Here is a 19,078-nt window from a genome sequence, read left to right as displayed (position 1 = left end):
GTCGGGCGTTTCACGCGCCAGCACGCATTCTTGTTCGCTGGCGCTCAGTCCCCGACACCGCTAACCCAAGAACCATCCAGCCGCTGCCAAGACAGTGACCAACCGGCCGCCAATAGACTTCCAACTCCCATGGCCCCTGGGGCCTCTCCGGACATTCGATTTCATCTACAGAACCCGAATTTCCTGCCCCGCAAGTCCCTCCAATTAGCGAGTTTGCCACCCTCCCCACCCTGCAAGCCCCAAAAATCAAGCGATGCCACATTTTCTCCAAGAACGGCATGGCGCTTTCGCCGATTCTGGTCCAGTCTGCTAAGTGGATAAGGACGGATAAAACCGCCATCCATTACACCCAAACCAAAAAGCAACAACACGATGCAAACTGAAAATGTGAACCTGCCCATCACGGTGACGGTCCGTCACGAAACGGTGACCACCTCGCTGCGCGAATACGCCCACAAGAAGATCGAAGGACTCCACCTCGACTACCCGCGCATCATCGAAGCCAAAGCCATTCTCGACGTCCAAAAAAACCGACACATCGCGGAGATCATTCTCTTTTGTGCCAACCATATCGTTATTGAAGCCCACACCGAAGGACCGGACATGTATGCCGCCATCGACGAGACCATCGACAAGATCGCCCGTCGCATGCGCAAGCAGAAGACACGTCTCCTGAAGAAGCGTCGTCCCCATCGCAACGAGTCGATCCGCTACATCGACGAAAGCTACTACGATGAAACCGCCCTCGATCACCCCGAAGAATCCGAAGTCGATCCCGAGCCCTTCATCGTGCACACCGACAACTACCGCATCCGTACCATGTACAAGGAGGATGCCGTCATGGAACTCGAACTCACCGATCGTCCGTTCGTCCTCTACAAGAGCGCGCGTCGCGATTGCCTGACCATCCTCTACCGTCGCAAGGACGGCGAATACTCCGCCATGCGACTGGAGGCCTGAGGATTCATTTGCCAATTACAAAAAGCCGGTGCCTCTAACAGGCCCCGGCTTTCTTGTGCCCTCTCAAGGAGCTACTCTTCTTGTGGCTTCAAAAAACCGAGTGACACCAAAAACGCATCCATCTGCTCCACCGTCTGCCCGTAGTTCCGCCTGTTCTTCACATTGAAGAATCCATGCTTGCGTCCGACGTAGAGATGCAGATCACACCTCCTCCCGAAAGATTCCATTCTCCGCTTATATTCCTTCCCGGTCGCCACCGGGATCAACTTGTCGCGAGTCCCCAGGAACAGGATGGTCGGAGGACTCTTCTCACTCAGGTTGTGCAGCGGCGAAAACTCCTGCCAGTAGTCGCTCACCCGCTCGTAGCCAAAGCCCTCGGGACCATTGTCGACCACCGGGTTGAAGAGCACCAAAGCATCCGGCCGCGAACTGACACCGAGACGCTCACCCGCCTCATCGAAACCACTCAGGTTCCCGGCCGCAGCCGCCACCTGTCCGCCGGCCGATCCTCCACCCGCCGCCACCCGCTTCGGATCCACGCCCAAATCGTTTGCATGCTCGCGAATCCATCGCACCGCCGACTTCCCGTCCATCACACTTTCCTTCGGCGTCGTCCCGTCGCGGACCTTCACCCGATACTCGGCGCTCATCGCCACCATCCCGCGCGACGCAAGATACCTGCAGTGCGGATAGAATTGGGTCGGGGTGCCGCCACTCCAGGCCCCACCATGAAAAAACACGATCGCCGGCCGACCGTCACCCGACCTCCAACCGGCCGGCCAAAACACGTGAAGTTTCAAGTCGGTGACACCAACCCGCTTGTACACCACTTCCCGGTCGGCAGACAGCTCCTGATCCCCACCCGACGCCTGCCCAATCTGCGAGCGGGAGAAACACGAGCACCCTAGTAGGCAGCCGAACAGAATGACGAATCGTAAAAACACCAGCCGATCTTCTACTGCTCCTTTTCGAGAAAACCCAGCGACACCAGAAAGTCATCCAGTTCCCTCAGGGTTTTCTCGAAGTACTTCCCGTCGGCCTTCTCCCGATTGAAGAAACCATGCGGCTGATCCTTGTAGAGACGAAGCTCGCACCTCCGACCGGCAGCCTCCATCCGGGCCTTGTATCGCTCCGCCGTGGCGACCGGAATCAAATGATCCTCGGTCCCGAGAAACACGATCGTTGGCGGGCTCTTCGAGTCGATCTGGTGCATCGGCGAAATGGCCTCCCAGTAGTCCTTCACCCGATCATGGCCATAACCCTCCGGACCGTTGTCAAAAACCGGGTTGAACAGCGCAAGCGCATCAGGCCGGGAACTCACCGCAAGATCCTCACCCTCCTCCTCAAAGTCATCCACGTTTCCCATCGCCGCCGCCACATGACCACCGGCTGAACCACCTCCCGCGGCCACCCGCTGCGGATCGATCCCGAGACTGCCTGCATGCTTGCGGATCCACCGCAGCGCCGACTTTCCGTCCTTCACGCACTCCTTCGGCGTCGTACCGTTGCGGCTCTTCACGCGGTACTCGGCCGACATCGCCACCATGCCTCTCGTCGCCAGATAGTCGCATTGCGGAAAAAACTGACTCGCTTGCCCCCCATTCCAGCCACCTCCGAAAAAGAACACGATTGCCGGACGCTTGTCCGATGCCTTCCACCCCGGAGGACTGAACACGTGCAGCTTCAGTTTCGTATCACCGATCGTCTTGTAAACCTCACTCCGTTCGGGAACCGGCAACATCCCTTTCTCGGCTCCAAATGCGAACGGACCAAACAAAAGCAGGGCAAAAAGGGTCAGGAATGGCGTGCGCATCATGATTTGTGGTTTTTCGGCGGCCAGACTCAAGCCGCGACGCATGACCCTGCCACATGCCCTACCCACCTGGCAACCCGCGACGTGACTCTACCCAATGGACCAGGGACATTCCTGTCCTTGGGCAACCCCGACTACCGGGCCAACATTCCCAACTCACAGTATTTACCGAAATCAATAAGCCCCCGCCGAATACGTCAGCTCATAGCTGTGAGTATAGATTTCAAAGACCAGGCCGAACGGATCCTCCGCATAAACCATCTTGAACGGCTTCTCGCTCGGATAGTACTCCCGGATCGGTATCCATTGTTTACCGCCGTTCGCCCCGATTTACTCAACCAGGTCCTCGATGTTCGGATCCTGAACACAAAAGTGGAACGTTCCGCTCTTCCAATACTCGAACTCCGCCGGCTTCTCGAGATCCGGAACAGAGATTCCAATGTGGGAGAATGTTTTTGGGAAATTACTCATACTTTTGGAGCTTCAATCGGAAGGAAAAAAGGTTACAGCTCAATTGCGAATCTACTCTTTCAACGGACCTCCTGTAAGACATGGCGACAAGCGGCTATTCACCCCAGCCCGTACAGGTCACTAGCTCTGCGCCGTAGCAGGTTGCCACCCTAGCAAAGAAGCCAAATCCACGGCAACAGCTTGCTGCCAAGTGCTCGGATTACACCCTTTTCAATTTCACTGGCCGGTTAGCACTTGGAATCAATCACTGCCCGAATGGCCTGGCAAGGTCCCTATCCGGAGCTAACTCGACCTCCTCGAAAACAACAAATTTCTTGTCACCTTCGATAGGCATCCGGAAGAGGTGCGCATTTGCACGGGCCTCAAACGAGTAGACGTTTTCCCAAATTCCAAGATCCTCTGAACTCAAAATTCGGTAGGTCCTCCCCGGCTCAGTACCTTTCAATAATACTTCCACCGAACCCTCTTGGATTTCAGCCGTCGCTCCAAACTGGATCGGAGAAGGATCAACGAAGAAATTGACCCGCCTCTCTGAACGGATCTCACCGAATCTCACAAAGCCCAGATCACGATCCTTTGAATCCTTGATCTGAACGTTTGGCAAATCGCTATTTTGACTGGAGTAAACGTAGTAGGGACCGCCTACAGGAAAAGTATACACAAACTTCCCTGTCTCGGGTGGTGTAGAAAGCAGCCCTTCGCTTGAGGATCCAGCGGAGCTACTGTTCGAAGTATGACGCAGGACGACTTCAGAACCGTCCAAACCTCCAAATTCCGGAAAGGGAGGGTAGGCAGCAAAGTATTCAGTGCTAATAGGTGGAACGTGGTAAGTCAAATTCTCGTGATCCTCCTGTCCCCCATTGATCACGATCGACCAAGAACCCGCCAATGCATCAAGGTCGGGAATTTCAACCGTCGCCGCAATACTTATGTTGCCCCGCCTAGGAGTACCCACAGACCCTGGAACAGTCTTTCCACTCGGGGTTGCAAAAACCGAATAACTTTTCTCCCCAAATGTCAATGAATCCACCGACATTGAAACGGATATCCTCACACTCAACGACTCGACCCCGGGGCACTGCTCACTTCGTGTCACGTACATAACAGATGAACTGATTTGGCCATCAGCCAATGAGCCTACAATACTGAGTAAGGCTGCTAGAAATCTAATCTTTATCATATGATTCCGAAAACAGGAAGCTACGAAACCCCCGTATAAAGGTCAAGCTGACACCACTTCTATTAAGCCAAATAGAACGCACCCCTAGATTTTGCCAGCCCCCCCTGCGCTTCATCAACAATTGCAGCACATTCCCACGTCCACTGGAGAGACTTTTCAGATCATTTGCCGGCGAAATGCCACCTCATAGCGTTTTCAATTGATCAACTCCTGACCAGTATCCAGCCAATCATTACCAAAAACCCGCCATCCTCTGACATCTCCTTTTCGCCGTGGGTATTCAAGCGGATAACCACACCATTTAGCCAATAGCCATCGATAATCACTTGCAATCGTTGTCCCCGGAAGGAGCCAACTCCGAAGTCCTCACCGCTTAAAATGGATCTCGAGACCTGAACATTGGCAGAAAGGCCATCACTAGGGTGACGGTTCCATTTCCCGAATGCATTGAGATCTTCCCATCAGTCTGCGATCCGATTTGAATCCCGCACGCACCTCGCAGCCAGACCTGATTCCCTGGCGCTGGAGCAGGTTCCGCAGATCATCCAGCAACCAGTCCGTGACTTCTTCTTTGCAGGCCACCGCTTTTCGAAATCTCAAATGGAGATTCAAAAGGGGAAAAATATTTCGTTGATATTGATTGAATGAGGCACTCACTCCAATCTCCCATCGGACTAACACCATCATTGAGTCGACTTCAAGTCGCTCCAACCAAAGACAATCCGCCCGCCATGCGCTACCTCAAGACGACGCTCAGGACCGCCCTCCAGGCGGACGAAAGTCAGCAACTTCAAGGGAATCGCCCGATATTGCTGAATTTTTCCTCCAACTCCCCGCGAAATGGCGACATTAGCTTAACGCCTCCGTGCTGCTGAGAACCCATGAAGATCCTTTTCCGTCTGAATTACCACACCGTGCCCGGCCAGTCGCTGTGGCTGAAACTCGCCAAGATCCAGGACGGAAGCGCCGGCCGCTTCGAACAGGTTCTGCCGCTCCGCTGGGTGAACGACCATCAATGGGAAGCATTCCTCGAGTTGGATTTCCCAGGACCGCTGGAGCTCGAGTATTCCTACCAACTCCGGGAAGAGGGAAACGGGATGCATCTCGACGAGTGGGGCGGTCCGCGGATGGTGTTGGCGGATTCATCCTCCCACGATGCCTTGTGCCTGAAGGATACCTGGTGTTCGGCAGGAACGGTCGACTACGCCTTTGAGACAAAAGCCTTCCGGGCGGTGCTGCCGGATCGCGGAAGCTTTTCGAAACCCATGATGCCCAAAGGGGCCAATCACCGAATCCAACTCCGGATGGCCGCCGTCCCGGAAGGCCTCGTGCCCTGTGTGATCGGCGGGGTCATCGAACTTGGAAACTGGGAGTGGCGTCACGCGGTGCCACTCTGTGAGGTCGCCGCCAATGTCTGGCAGGCCTGTCTCTATCTTCCGACGGATTGGCGGATCGAATACAAATACGGCTTGTATGATCCGAGGAAGGATTGCGCGGTCAGTTTGGAACAGGGCGAAAACCGTCAGCTTGGCCATCGCGAAATCTCTGATCGCCAGTGGACCGAGATCCGCGACGAGTCCTATCAGCGGCATCAGGACGAACTCTATCGTGCAACTGGTCTTGCGATCCCGGTGTTTTCCCTGCGGAGCGATTCAAGCCTCGGAGTCGGGGAGTTTGCGGACCTGAAACCACTGGCGGATTGGGCGCGGAAGATCGGCCTCCAGCTGATCCAGATCTTGCCGATCAATGACACCACGTCATCGCATGATTGGACGGACTCCTACCCGTATTCGGCAATCAGTGTGTTCGCCCTGCACCCGATCTACCTGCGAATCGACGATCTCGGATATGCCATGCCGGCGGCATTCAACAAACAACTGAGTGCCACCCGCAAACAACTGAACGCAGCGGCCCAGGTCGACTACGAAGCGGTGATGAAAATCAAGGTCTCCCTCACCCGTGCGATTTTCGAGAAACACGGGACGAAGATCACAGGCTCCAACGAGTTCAGGGAATTTTTCGAGGAAAACCGCGACTGGGTGCTGCCCTACGCGGTGTTTTGCCTGAAGCGCGACGAGTTCGGCACGGCGGATTTCAGCCAGTGGGAGGACTCGGCCGTTTTCGACGCAGAGCGGGTGGAGGCCATGGCGGATTCATCGCATGAGGATTGGTCAGAAGTATCCTATCATGTTTGGTTGCAGTACGAACTGGACCGACAGTTGTCCGACGCCGTTGAGCACCTTCATCAAAAAGGACTCGCGCTGAAAGGAGACCTGCCCATCGGCATCGACCGCCAATCCGTGGACGCGTGGTCCGCGCCGCATTTGTTCAAGATGGCCGCGCAAGCGGGAGCGCCGCCGGATGCCTTCGCGGTGAAAGGCCAAAACTGGGGCTTCCCGACTTATAACTGGGAAGTCATGCGCGAGGACGGCTACGCCTGGTGGCGTTCACGATTTGCCAAACTCAGCCGCTACTTCGATGCTTACCGGATTGATCACATCCTCGGCTTCTTCCGGATCTGGCAGGTCCCGCTCGATCAGGTAGAGGGCATCATGGGGTGGTTCGATCCCGCCATGCCGATTCATGTGGATGAGTTCCATCAACGTGGCATCGGTTTTGACGATCAACGTTTCTGCAAGCCATACATCCGTGAACATTTTTTGCGGGAAAGGTTTGGCGAAACGACAGACGAGGCGAAAAAGACCTATCTCGACGACTGCGGTGGAGGAATCTATCAGCTCAGGAAATTCGTCTCCACCCAGCGTGCCATCGTTGATCACTTCAATGAATGGGACCTCTCCGACCCGGATGTCGCGACGCGGATGAAGCAACTGAGGCAGGGCTTGCTCGACTGCGCGAGCGACGTCTTGTTTTTCGAAGTCCCGGGTTCGGCAGGCACGCTGTTCCACCCTCGTTGCTCGCTGCAGTCGACGCGCTCATTCCAAGAGCTTCATTCGGATACCCGCTGGCGTGTCGATGAGCTCTATGTCGACTACTTCTTCCGCCGGCAGGAGGATTTCTGGCAGGCGCAAGGTTACGAAAAACTCCCAGTGATGCGTCAGGCCAGCTCAATGCTCCTATGCGGCGAGGACCTCGGCATGGTGCCGGCCTGCGTGCCCGGCGTGCTCAATGAGTTGGGAATCCTCTCCTTGGAAATCCAGCGGATGCCGAAACGCTCCGATATCCAGTTCTTCGCCCCCCGGCATGCTCCCTACATGAGTGTCGTCAGCCCATCCACCCACGACATGCCAACTCTGCGCTCCTGGTGGAAAGAAGATCCCGAGACCACGGCGGCCTTCGCCCGGCAGATGCTCGGGGAATCGTTTCCCGCGTATCAATTGTCCGGCGATCTCGCCACCCGGATCCTCAAACAGCATCTCGAGTCCCCGGCCATGTGGGCGGTCTTTCCGCTGCAAGACTTGCTGGCCATCGATGAAAACCTTCGCCATCCGGACCCGGATTCAGAACGCATCAACGTCCCGGCCATCATGCCCTACTACTGGCGCTACCGGATGCACCTTGCCTTGGATGAACTGGCTGCTGCCGACGATTTCAACGCACGTGTTTCAGGTTTGATTCAATCCACAGGAAGAAATCCGGAGTAGGCCTTTCTTCCAAACGGTGAACACGCCCTGAGAAATCTAACAACAGAGCTTAAAGGTTGTCGACAACCCGCCCCAACTTCGTCGACACCAGCAAACACCTCACTTCCGCTCCCGGATAGACCTTCGACATCACTTGCCGGTAGGATTCCATCTGCCGGTTGTAGCGCTCGACCAATTCCGCAGCGGTCTTCACTGAGTCGGTTTTAAAATCGATGATCTCGACCGCCTTGCCATCGTCAAAGACGTGCAATCGGTCGATCACCCCACTCATCCACTTGCCGTCGAGGATCGCTTCCACCTGCTGTTCGCAGTACAAGCTGGCCTTCCGTCCTCGCCGCTCAAAGTATTCCCGAACCTCGGGCTTCGCCAACAAGGCCTTCACCATCGCACCAGCTTCACTTTCCAGTTGCGTTGGCTTCTCCTCATCGATCCAGCCGACCGACTCGAATACCGCGTGAACTTCGCGGCCGAACTTCATCCCGCTTGGTGAAAGAGCAATTCTCACTCCACTCTCCTTCTTTTCACCACTCGGCGTAATCCGCGCCCGCAGTGGCTTCGCTTTCGCCAGCAGCGGGGTGTTCTCTGTGGTCCTTACTTCCCGTGCCTTGACCCCCTGCAACCAGCCCTGATCACCCACTTCATCGATCACTCCAGCCTCGCGACCATCACTTCCGCAGGCCGCACGGATCAACTCGGCAGGTGACGACCAATTCGGCTCCTTTCTCGACGAGGAAACCTGCGGCAAAAGAACATAGAGGCCGCGCTTGGCACGTGTCAGTGCCACGTAAAGCAAACACATCGCCTCATACTGCTGCGCTTCACCCCAGCGCGCTTCAGCTTCGCGCAGCTCCGGCCGCTGCTGACGCACCCATTGGGCCGGCGGTTGAAGCAACCAGTCCGGCCCTTCGGCAATCGAAAACTTCCCCGCATTGGGTACCTGCTCGTCGCTCATTTCAGGAAGCACCACGACATCAAAACCCAGCCCCTTCGCCTTGTGCATCGTCATCACCTGCACCGCAGCCGAGCCCGGTTCCTGCGCGACCTCCAATTTCTCAATCGCCTGCAGGGCCTCGCGCGGCCCCCCACCACCCTCGGCATCAAAAGCCTCCAGCGCGCGAATGACATCCATCGCCCGCCCCAGACCAAACTCAGAAACACTCTCCCTTAGCGGTGCTAAAATTCCCTCCAGCATCCCTCCATAACCGACCTCCTCAACTTCAGTAAGAAGCCCCTCCCAGCGCGACTGCCAGTACTCGCCGAATCTTTCCTCAAGCACTCCCACAAGCGGCGACATTTCCACCACACCTCTCTCAAAACCATTCGCCGGATCCGCCAACCACGCCACCAGTGACCTCAACGCCACCCCGACCGCATGATCTTCCGTCGGTCGTCGCCGTCCTTCTTCGATCACCTGAAAACCCGCCTCGCGAAGCCGATCCGCAAGCTCGACGACTTGTCGATTCGTCCTCACCAGTACGCCACAACTCATCTCCAGTCTCCCAACACCTATCTCCTGAAGAATCTCCACCACGCGATCCTGACGCGCCTCACCTTCACTCCCTTCCACCACTTCCACCCGCACGTAGCCACTCAGATTCTTGTCGTGAGACTCATGTCGCTCCCAGCCACTCGCCCAACGAACCGCAATCGCTTCGCCGAAAAGCTCGCAAATCCCCGCCTTATCCCCGCTCACTCGGTTCACCAAATCCAACACCGCTTCACACGAACGACGCGATACCGGCATCGCCTCGGGATCGAGACGAAAATGATCACGCACCGTATCGAACAACTTCACATCCCCGCCACGCCATCCGTAAATCGCCTGCTTGGCATCACCGACGACAAACATCGTCGATTCATCATCGCTCGCCGCCTCTTCGATCCACGGAAACAAGCCATTCCACTGCGATCGGCTGGTATCCTGAAACTCATCCAGCAGCCAATGGTCGTAGCGCGCATCCAAGCGGAAATCCACCGCCTCACGACGTAGGCGGTCCGACTCGCTTGTCAGCCATTTGCCCATCAGCACCTTCACATCGTCAAACCCCAACAAGCCTCGCCGCCTCAACTGACGTTCACAAATCGCATCAAAGTCCCCCACCAATCTCAGCACCGCCCGCGTGCGCTCGACCGCCGCTGACAGCTCGCAACCCACCAGCAATTCCATCAGATCCTTCAAGTGATCTTCAAACATCGGCCCCGGCGCGACCTCCTTGTAATACTTGAGCTCAAGCCTCTCAATCCGATCCCACTCCAGCATCCCCTTGAGAAACCCCGTCGCACCACCAAGTGAACCACTCCCAATGCTGTGCATTTCGAAAGCCGTCACCGCTTTCTCCATCGCGACATCCTGGCCTTTGCGGGTCCACTCGATTCCCCTCGTCGCCGCCCTCAATCCCGCCGCCAGCTTCGTCTTCTGACTTTCCCACTCCTCCACCGCCGGCAGCCCCCCAAAGGCCCGGTCAAGCCCATCCAACAGCAATGGACCCCGCTCCCGCCACTTGTCTTGCCAGCCATCGAAAAAGTCCAGCAACAGATCCACGACCGCCTTCTGCTCACGCCCCATCGTCGCCCGCCGAAATGCCGCCAAAAACTCCTCGGCATTCTCGTCCCACAAGTCATTCCCCACCAGTTCCCCAAGCAACTCATCGAGCTTCGCCCGCCGCTTCGGACCTTCTAACAACTCAAAGCCCCCGCCAGTGATTCCCAGTTCATACTGAAAACCTCTCACCACCCGGGTGAAGAAGCTATCCATCGTCCCCAGTGCCAGTCTAGGCAAGGCCTGAACCACCTGCTCCAGCACCTTCAGTGGATCAAAGCTCCCGCCAAGCGAATCCTCGATCCTCTTCCGCTCTTTCGGATCCATTGCCGCCTTTGCCAACTTCTCCAGCACCGCATCCGCAAACTCACCAGCAGCTTTTCGCGTAAAGGTCAGCGCGACAATCCGCTCCGGATCGACACCGAGTCGTCCCACCAATCCGATCACCCGATTGCTCAGTTGATACGTCTTTCCCGACCCGGCCGAAGCACGGATCATCATGTTCGGTTCAAGAATATCAAACGGTTGCATCGCTCCACTGCTTCGGGTTCACCACCAAATCCTCCAAGCGACGGCCCACCGCCAACGCTTCAAAATCATCATACTTCGTCCGCTCAGCCGGCGGCCAGAAATACCCCGCCTTCACCTGCTCCAACACCCACCCCGCGCAGGCCTTCGCCGACTCGCGCTGATCCTCATCAAACGGTCCCCACCAACTCGCATCACACTCTCCTTCACTCGCGCCCAACACGTAATAGCCCATCGCACTCACTTCCCCGAGCGCCACCGCATACAGCGGAACCTGTAAGTCTCTCCACAAGTGCTCACTCGGATTCCTCGAGCGACCTGAAACCGTCGTCACCCGTGTTTCCTCCACTCCCTCAAGATGCGCCGGGATCCTCGTCGCCGCCGTCACCCTGGTCATGTGCGACGGACGCACTTCCTTGCCACTCAGTCTCGCGAAAGTCTTGTAATCCAGCACACGAATCTCGCCATCGTGTTCATCAATCCGATCGACCGTGCCTCTCACCGTCACACCAGCCATCTCGAACTCAAACTTCTCCTCCACCGACTTCACCCGCCACCCCTCGACATGCTGAACCGCCTGCCACGCAGAAAACCACCCCAGCCGCTGTTTCAAACTCTCCCCCTGCATCCGCGCCGCCAATGGCACCCGCTTACCAAAGCGCAGCACCAACTGCGCCTCCACCTGCATCTCAAAATACTCACGCAGGGCTTCCACCTTGTTGAAGTTCTTCGCCTCCGGGTCATTCCCCCAGGTCTCCAAAATCTCATGCGCCACATTTCCAAAGTCGCGCGCATTCCACTCCACCCGCTCCGGTTCCGGCGCACGCATGTTCATTCCATGCTTCAGGTAAAAACGGAACGGGCAGGCCAAGTAATCCTTGAAGGCCGAGACCGACAGACTCCGCTTCCCCTCCTTCACCCGCACCTCGCGTTTCTCCGGGCGCCACTTCCAATCAAGCTCAAAAGCGACCCCCGCATCCGGCGGCTCGACCCCCGCAAACAACTGCTTCACCCGCTTCGCCAATTCCTCCCCCTTCGCCGCCAGCAACAATCGCGACGGCAACAAGGCATCTCCGTCACCACCCGACTTTGCCAACAAAAGGTCCACCCTCCCCGCCGTTTGGCGCGCCTCAATCACCGCACGCAGCACAAAAGCATCACGCGCCCCGCGCTGCGCTTCCGTCCCCAAACCAAGCTGCTTCCGCACACTCTCCGGCAACCACGGATTCGCCCCGGCTGGCGACGGCACACGCCCCTCATTCAATCCGCAGAGCACCAAATGCCGTCCATCGGCATGCAAAAGCTCAAGCCACCCCTGCACATCCGCCACCCGACCCTCCGGCACCTCCGCGGTCGCCCCGCTGAGCTCCGCCAAAACCAAGTCCAACCAGAATGTCGACGGCCGCCGACTCCGATCCACAACGCCACTCAGATCATCCAGAGCATCCCGCAAACCCGTCCACTCTCGATCGCCATCAACCCGCTCTAACAAAATCTCCATTGCCTCCAAAAACGGCTGACGCATGAATCCACCCCGCCACTTAAGCAAACGCTCCATCGTCTCCCCCGCCAGCAGTGCATTCTTCTCGCTCCGCTTATCCATCGCCCCCACCCGCGCCACATCATCACCATCCCTCACCAACCACTCATCCCTCAGTTTCGACAGTGCACTCACCCGCTGCGCCCGCTTTCCGCCAACCAGCGCCGAGGTCGACGAATAGGCCAACAAATCCATCACCTCTGCCGCCTCAGGCTTCTGCAAAAAGCGCCGCCATGCCTTGAACCAAGCTCGCGCTCCCGCACCACTAACCGCACCCGGATTGTGCACCCTCCAGCCCGCCGCATGAAACGCCCGAACCAATTCACCGGTCGTCTCTTCATCCGCACTGCCCAGCGACAATTCATCCGACCCTGTCCCCTCCCTCGCAACCAACTCGACCGCCCGCTGCGCCTGATGCCTCGCGTGCGCCGTCAACTCCACACCGCCCGTCTTCGGCCACGGCAAATCCCGTTTCTCCCAAGCCTCCTGATCCGGCCGACCCCATTCATCAAAGTTCGCCGCCTCTTCCTCCGGTGCCGCCACCAAACAAGTCACCGCCGCCTCCTCCATCCGCCGCACCAGCGACTCAGGGAAATCCCACACGCCCGCGAAAACAATCCTTCCCTCAAGCTTCGGTGCCTCCGCCAACAGGCGGTTCTCACCCACCACACCCCATTCACGCAGCACCTCATCCCGACGCTTCGCCAACTCCGCCAGCGCCGCCCATCGATCCGCCTCGATCGATTCCCCCATCCACTTCGCCGCCACTCCGATCGACAGCGTGTTCTCTCTCAAAGAACGCTCCAAATCCACCATCGACCGCGCCAACGAAAGCGCCCAGCCCGGAGCCTCCCCGTCCGCTGGTGATTCCTGGAAAATGGCCTCATACCCGGTCCAGTCCTCCACGCCTTCCAGCGCCTCTACCCAAGCCGCCACCTCCACAGGCCGTCCCACCGACCCCTCCGGAATCAGCAAACGACCGGGCGTGATGACTTTCGGTGCCAGACAAGCCCCCTTCTCCGCCAGCGCCTCACGCAAGCGGCGACCGCTCTGCGCCGTCGGCACCACTACCATCAGGTGCGGAAGCTCACTTCGACGGTTCCACAACCACTCCACCACCCGATCTAACAGCGGCTCACTCCAACCCAGAAACACACGTCGCTCCATTACCCACAAACCTGAATCACCACCCGCTCCAGCGAAAGCAAAAGTCGCCTTAATTTACCACCCCCTGCGGATGTCTCACCCCAAAACATGGAGAAGAACTTTATAAGTTCTTCCTTCACCCCCGTGCATCGCACGCACTTCCCTCATACCGGCCTTGGGGTGCAGGAGTCAGGATTCGGGGGTCAGAAAGGCAAAAGACAGAAGCCTCGCGCCAGCGTCTTACTGACCCCTGACCCCTGACCCCTGAATCCTGTACCCCAAAGCCCCCCGCACCTCACCGCTCCCTTTGCACCCTTTGCACCCTTACGAATACACCACCACCGGCCCGGTATTCCCCCCCTGTACCCGACGCAGCTTGTCCACCGCCTTCGCCACACAAACCGCCGCCTTCTCGACCTCCTCCATCGTGTTCAGCGTCGAGAAACCGAATCTCAAACTACTCTTCGCCTTCGCATCGGAAAAGCCCATCGCCTTCTGCACATGCGATGGCTGCTGCTTCCCCGTCATGCACGCCGATCCTGCCGAACAGGCCACATCCATATCATCAAGCAGAATCAATAAACCCGCCGCCTCACAGCGATCGAACGACAGATGCGTCGTCCCTGGCAGCCGATGAAGCAAATCCCCATTCACCGTCACCCCCTGCACCATCTCCACCACCTTCGCCTCAAAGGCATCCCTCAAGCGTGCCGTGGCATGACCGTCCCGGTCATGATCCAGCCGGGCTTTCGCCATCTCCGCCGCCACTCCCATACCCACAATCCCCGCCACATTCTCCGTCCCACTCCGGCGATCGTTTTCCTGACCCCCACCACGAATCATCGGCTCAAAACGACAACCACTTCTAACATACAAAGCACCCACACCCTTCGGCCCGTGAAACTTGTGCGCGCTGAGCGAAAGAAAATCCACCGCCACCTCCCGCACGTCGACCGGGATCTTCCCGACCGCCTGGATCGAATCCGTGTGAAACGCCAAACCGTTTTCCCGTGCGATCCCACACGCCTCCGCGATCGGCTGGATCACCCCGGTCTCATTATTCGCCCACATCACCGACACAAAACCGCCACCCTCTTTCGCCGCCGCACAGGCCTGACGATACTCGTCCAACTCCAGCCTCCCACCCACATCCACTCCACAGCGCTCCACCGCATAACCCACCTGCTCGAATGTCTCGATTGGCCGAAGTACGGCGCTGTGCTCAATCGCCGTCGTCACCACCCGGCCCGTCCTGCGCCCCACCAGGCGCGCCAGCCACTTCAGCGCCATGTTCGTACTCTCCGTTCCACTTCCGGTAAAAACAATCTCGCCGGAATCGCATCCAATCAAGGTCGCAACCTGCTCACGCGCGAGATCAATCGCCTTTCTTGCTTCCTTCGCCGCGCGATAGGAAGCGCTTGGATTGCAGGAATTCTCGATCAGCCACGGCATCATCGCCTCAAGCACTTCAGGCAAAAGAGCGGTCGTCGCGTTGGCATCCAGATTGATCATGACCAGAAGCTACTGACCCGAAGAGTGCAGCGCAAGTGCACCATTGGAATCGCCACGATTCCGTCACCAACGCTTTTGACACCCGCCATTCCAATATCTGGTGACGCAATCGCTACGTGAGCATCTTGCCACAAACTAATCCATGAGGTCGTGACGGGAATCGCAATAGTGCCGATGGTTGAAGGTCACACCGACAACCATTCAATACTCAAACATATCATCTACCATCGGCATGAAATCCACATCCATGAGAAATTCCATCCTCTTGACCGCCAGCCTCCTTGGTGTCTGCGCTGCACAGGCAGGATCCAAAACCTGGTTCACTCCACTCACCGAGTCAGCCCCGGTCACGTCGCCCAACTCACTCGAAGAGACCGCCAGCCCCTGGGTCACTCCTGAAGGCATCGCCCAATGGAACGCCCTCAGCCTTCGCGAAGTCGAGGATACCGTTCTCAGCCCACTTCAGTCAATTGTCCGGGTTGATGCTGGCGGATCCTCATCGATGATCGACATGCTCGCCTATGACCCAACTGGCTCATATCTCTTCCTTCCTCACGAAACCCCGTTCGGAGCCGGAGCTTCCCGCCACAGTATCGCCGACAATTTCACCGAAGTCATCTTCCAAGGTGACGGCAAGGGTGCCACCGGTGACTACTCGAACGACTACGGCGCCTTTGATCCGGCTCGTTTCACCCCGAACGGCACCCTCTTCCTCGGTGAAGAGTGGTCAGGCACCGGCCGAATCGTTGAAATCATGAACCCAATGGCTCCTGCCGAGGAAATCGAGCACCGTGTCCTTGAGTCAATCGCGAACGTCTCCCACGAAGGCATCAACTTCTCCAAGGACGGCAACATGATTTACTATGTTGATGAATGGAACTCAGGCTCCATTTATCGATTCGTCATGAAGACTAAGGGCGACTATACCAGAGGCCAGACCGAAGTCCTCTCCGTCAATGATTTCATCTCAAGCGGTGGCGATCCGTCTGCAAACTGGAATCAGCAAGCTGAAGGTGTTGTCCGCGAAGGCGAAGCAACCTGGATTCCCCTGACAGACGAGAACGGCGTGCCGCTTCCAGGCATTACCGATCCTTTCCGGGATGGTCCTACGAACGATCCCCGCGAGAATAATGACACCCGCGGCGGCCGCCCTGCAGCCGATGACGCCGGAGCGACTCCTTTCGGACGTCCGGAAGACATGGCCGTTGGTCGACTCGCAAACGGTCGTTCTGTCATCTACTTCACCGCGACATCCGAGAACAAGGTCTATTCTATCGAGATGGGCCATCGCCGATTCAAGGACCGCCACTTCAACAAGGCAATCGTCCGCACCTTCATCAGCAGCGAAAGCCCGAAGAACGTTGGATTTGAACCAACAACCGGAGTCCTGAATTCACCAGACAACCTCGCAATCGACGCACTCGGGAACATCTATGTGATCGAGGATGCTCCAAATGGCAGTTCGACCGGTGGCGATATCTGGATGGTGCGCGACACCGACTCGGATGGTGTCGGCGAATCGCTTGACCACTTCATGAGCATTCGCGTCGATGGTTCGGAAGCGACCGGCATGATCTGGAACCCGGCGATTCCGACCGAGTTCGCGGTCGCCGTCCAGCATCCGGACTCCACGGACCTCGATAACGTTCCCGATGGTCTCGGTGATGCGGTCTGGCTTTTTGATATCAGTCACATCGACAACGAGAAGTTCCTCAAGAACCTCAACAAGGCCCGTCCAATATTTGGTGAATAACCCCGCGAATTCACTGATTGCCTAGCAAAGAGGCGGGCCGCAAGGCCCGCCTCTTTAACCGTCTCCACCTTCTCCATTTTCCAGTAATCCATGAAATTCCCACTCCTCCTGATTGGCCTCACACTCCCCTCCTTCGCAGAGACGGTGACGACGCGATCGATCGCCAAACAAGACACTGAATCAGTTCAAGATTACATCATCCGGGGTCTGAAGCACCATGACGGTGTCCTCCCGGAAAAACCGAAGATCTATCCGAAGAGAACACTGTCGAACCCCGAGGCAGTTGTCCCCCCTCAATGCTACACCCGTACTGAAGCAAAGAACAATCCATGCTACATCTGCCACCAGGATCCCATCGATGAGCGCGAGAACGTCATGTCCGATGGTGACCTCCAGCGTGATTACTCCTTCAGTGATCTCGGCATGACCAACCACTGGAACAACCTTTTCGAGGACAGGAGCGAGCGTGTCGCGAAAATATCCGATGACGAAATCCTGGACTATATCGGACAGGATAACTATTCCGAGCTTCCCGGTCGCCTGAAAGACACCGAATTCGATGGCTGGATCCCGGACCTCGAGAATCTTCAACTCGGAGCCGGAGCCTTCGATCAACACGGCTTCGCAAAGGACGGGAGTGGATGGGTCGCCTTCAACTACAAACCCCTCCCAAGCACCTTCTGGCCGACAAACGGCTCTACCGACGACGTCATGATCCGCCTCGGCCCGACCTTCAGGCAGGACGCCGATGGCAAGCCTTCCATGGACATGCACAAAGCCAATCTCGCCATTCTCGAAGCAAAGATCAAAGGCCTCGAATCCATTTCATGCCTACCAATCGATGAAGAAGCCCTCGCAACCGATCTCGATGGAGACGGCCAGCTCGGAACCGCCGTACAGATCAATAAAGTGGATTCATGGGTCGGGCCAGAAGCAGGCAACTTCATCGATAGCCATGTCTATCCGGCCGGCACCGAGTTCCTCCACACCGTCCGCTACGTAGGCATCGGTGATGACGGCACCATCGGTGTCTCGACCCGCATGAAGGAAGTGCGTTACATGCGCAAGGCCCGGGCATTCGCAAAGCCGACACTCGCGCGCCGCTATCAGGAGGAGAGCTTCGAGAAGGATGCCGGCAACCTGCCCGGCTACATCTATCTGGGTGACAAGGGCTTCGACAACGGGAGCGGCTGGGCCGTGCAAGGCTTCATCGAGAACTCCCGGGGCCGACTGAGAGCCATGACCTACGAAGAGAACTTCTCCTGCATGGGCTGTCACAACTCCGTCGGGGCAACCATTGACAAAACCTTCAGCTTCCCGCGCAAGGTCGACGGTGCCAAGGGATGGGGCTACATCAACCTCAAGGGCATGCCGGACGCGCCCAGCAAGGGCGAGCCAACCGGTGAAATCGCGACCTACCTGTCACGCGTCGGCGGCGGCAGTGAGTTCCGGAACAATGACGAAATGTTCGAACGCTGGTTCGGCAAGAGTGGTCAACTCGACCGGATCAAACTCAGCAGGGCCAAGGACGTCTATGATCTGATCACGCCCTCGAAAGAACGTGCCTTGGCGCTGAACAAGGCCTATCGCTGCATCGTCGAGGATCAGGACTTCATCTACGGCAAGGATGCCACCGTCAGCCCACCCAAGAACGTCTACGACAAGATCGACAACGAGAAAACGCCGACCCTCCCCGACAGCAGGGTATTCAGATACAATATCCTTCTCGATTGGCCTGAGACCACTGAATGAACCCTCCCGCTCGACCTCGCTGCGACCGCGAAGTGAGGCATGATGGACATTTCCGGAGGTCTGAATGCTTGATCACCCGGATTGCCATTTCGCTTCGAGCCATACCCTTCCGTTGTAAGCGGGGAAAACGCCGCCCTTTCTGAAGCCTACCGTTCGCCCGGATTTCGGCCCATTCTGGCCGGATGGCCAAGAAAACCATCCCCAAGCCGTGGTGCGTCGCCGACGTGACCTTCGTCGAGATCGAGATCACCTGCCCGAGCCAGCGCCAGATGCGTATTG

The 19,078-nt window shown here is 57.4% G+C and carries 10 protein-coding genes and 1 pseudogene; 4 read left to right on the top strand and 7 right to left on the bottom strand.

The window, feature by feature from the left end:
• The first annotated feature begins 372 nt into the window (after window positions 1–372).
• Window positions 373–960, top strand: a complete 588-nt coding sequence (gene hpf, locus WBG04_RS17375) for a ribosome hibernation-promoting factor, HPF/YfiA family (protein WP_424315973.1) — start codon at window positions 373–375, stop codon at window positions 958–960.
• A gap of 71 nt (window positions 961–1,031) precedes the next feature.
• On the opposite strand, the gene WBG04_RS17370 is transcribed toward hpf, so the two are convergent.
• The 4 genes and pseudogenes from WBG04_RS17370 to WBG04_RS17355 all read right to left on the bottom strand — a co-directional run bounded on the left by WBG04_RS17370 (window position 1,032) and on the right by WBG04_RS17355 (window position 4,424).
• Window positions 1,032–1,904, bottom strand: a complete 873-nt coding sequence (locus WBG04_RS17370) for an alpha/beta hydrolase (RefSeq protein ID WP_424315972.1) — start codon at window positions 1,902–1,904, stop codon at window positions 1,032–1,034.
• A gap of 11 nt (window positions 1,905–1,915) precedes the next feature.
• Window positions 1,916–2,776 carry an alpha/beta hydrolase gene (locus tag WBG04_RS17365; RefSeq protein ID WP_424315971.1) on the bottom strand — a complete coding sequence of 287 codons (861 nt, stop codon included), beginning with the start codon at window positions 2,774–2,776 and terminating at the stop codon, window positions 1,916–1,918.
• A gap of 171 nt (window positions 2,777–2,947) precedes the next feature.
• A pseudogene (locus WBG04_RS17360) lies at window positions 2,948–3,157 on the bottom strand (glyoxalase); the annotation flags it as partial.
• A 331-nt stretch (window positions 3,158–3,488) separates the two neighbouring features.
• Window positions 3,489–4,424: a hypothetical protein gene (locus WBG04_RS17355; protein WP_424315970.1), complete on the bottom strand. Its 936-nt coding sequence runs from the start codon at window positions 4,422–4,424 to the stop codon at window positions 3,489–3,491.
• Window positions 4,425–5,305: 881 nt separating this feature from the next.
• Between WBG04_RS17355 and WBG04_RS17350 the strand changes: the two genes are divergently transcribed.
• A complete protein-coding gene (locus tag WBG04_RS17350; RefSeq protein WP_424315969.1) occupies window positions 5,306–8,029 on the top strand; it encodes a 4-alpha-glucanotransferase in 2,724 nt (907 codons plus the stop codon).
• A 49-nt stretch (window positions 8,030–8,078) separates the two neighbouring features.
• Here the strand turns inward: WBG04_RS17350 and WBG04_RS17345 are convergent, their stop codons facing one another.
• The 3 genes from WBG04_RS17345 to WBG04_RS17335 form a co-directional block, all read right to left on the bottom strand.
• Window positions 8,079–11,099 carry a UvrD-helicase domain-containing protein gene (locus tag WBG04_RS17345; RefSeq protein ID WP_424315968.1) on the bottom strand — a complete coding sequence of 1,007 codons (3,021 nt, stop codon included), beginning with the start codon at window positions 11,097–11,099 and terminating at the stop codon, window positions 8,079–8,081.
• On the bottom strand, window positions 11,086–13,803 hold the full coding sequence (locus WBG04_RS17340) for a PD-(D/E)XK nuclease family protein (RefSeq protein ID WP_424315967.1): 2,718 nt from the start codon (window positions 13,801–13,803) through the stop codon (window positions 11,086–11,088). The genes WBG04_RS17345 and WBG04_RS17340 overlap by 14 nt, the downstream gene beginning before the upstream one ends.
• Window positions 13,804–14,106: 303 nt before the next feature.
• Window positions 14,107–15,294, bottom strand: a complete 1,188-nt coding sequence (locus WBG04_RS17335) for a cysteine desulfurase family protein (RefSeq protein ID WP_424315966.1) — start codon at window positions 15,292–15,294, stop codon at window positions 14,107–14,109.
• Between the two features lie 247 nt (window positions 15,295–15,541).
• Between WBG04_RS17335 and WBG04_RS17330 the strand changes: the two genes are divergently transcribed.
• Complete coding sequence (locus tag WBG04_RS17330) at window positions 15,542–17,047, top strand: alkaline phosphatase PhoX (protein ID WP_424315965.1); 1,506 nt, start codon at window positions 15,542–15,544, stop codon at window positions 17,045–17,047.
• A gap of 90 nt (window positions 17,048–17,137) precedes the next feature.
• Window positions 17,138–18,799: a hypothetical protein gene (locus WBG04_RS17325; RefSeq protein ID WP_424315964.1), complete on the top strand. Its 1,662-nt coding sequence runs from the start codon at window positions 17,138–17,140 to the stop codon at window positions 18,797–18,799.
• Window positions 18,800–19,078 lie beyond the last annotated feature (279 nt).

The sequence above is a fragment of the Haloferula sp. genome, from assembly GCF_049672945.1.
GTDB lineage: Bacteria > Verrucomicrobiota > Verrucomicrobiia > Verrucomicrobiales > Akkermansiaceae > Haloferula.
The sequence above is the reverse complement of the archived record's forward strand: the minus strand, read 5'-3'. Positions and strand labels throughout refer to the sequence as shown.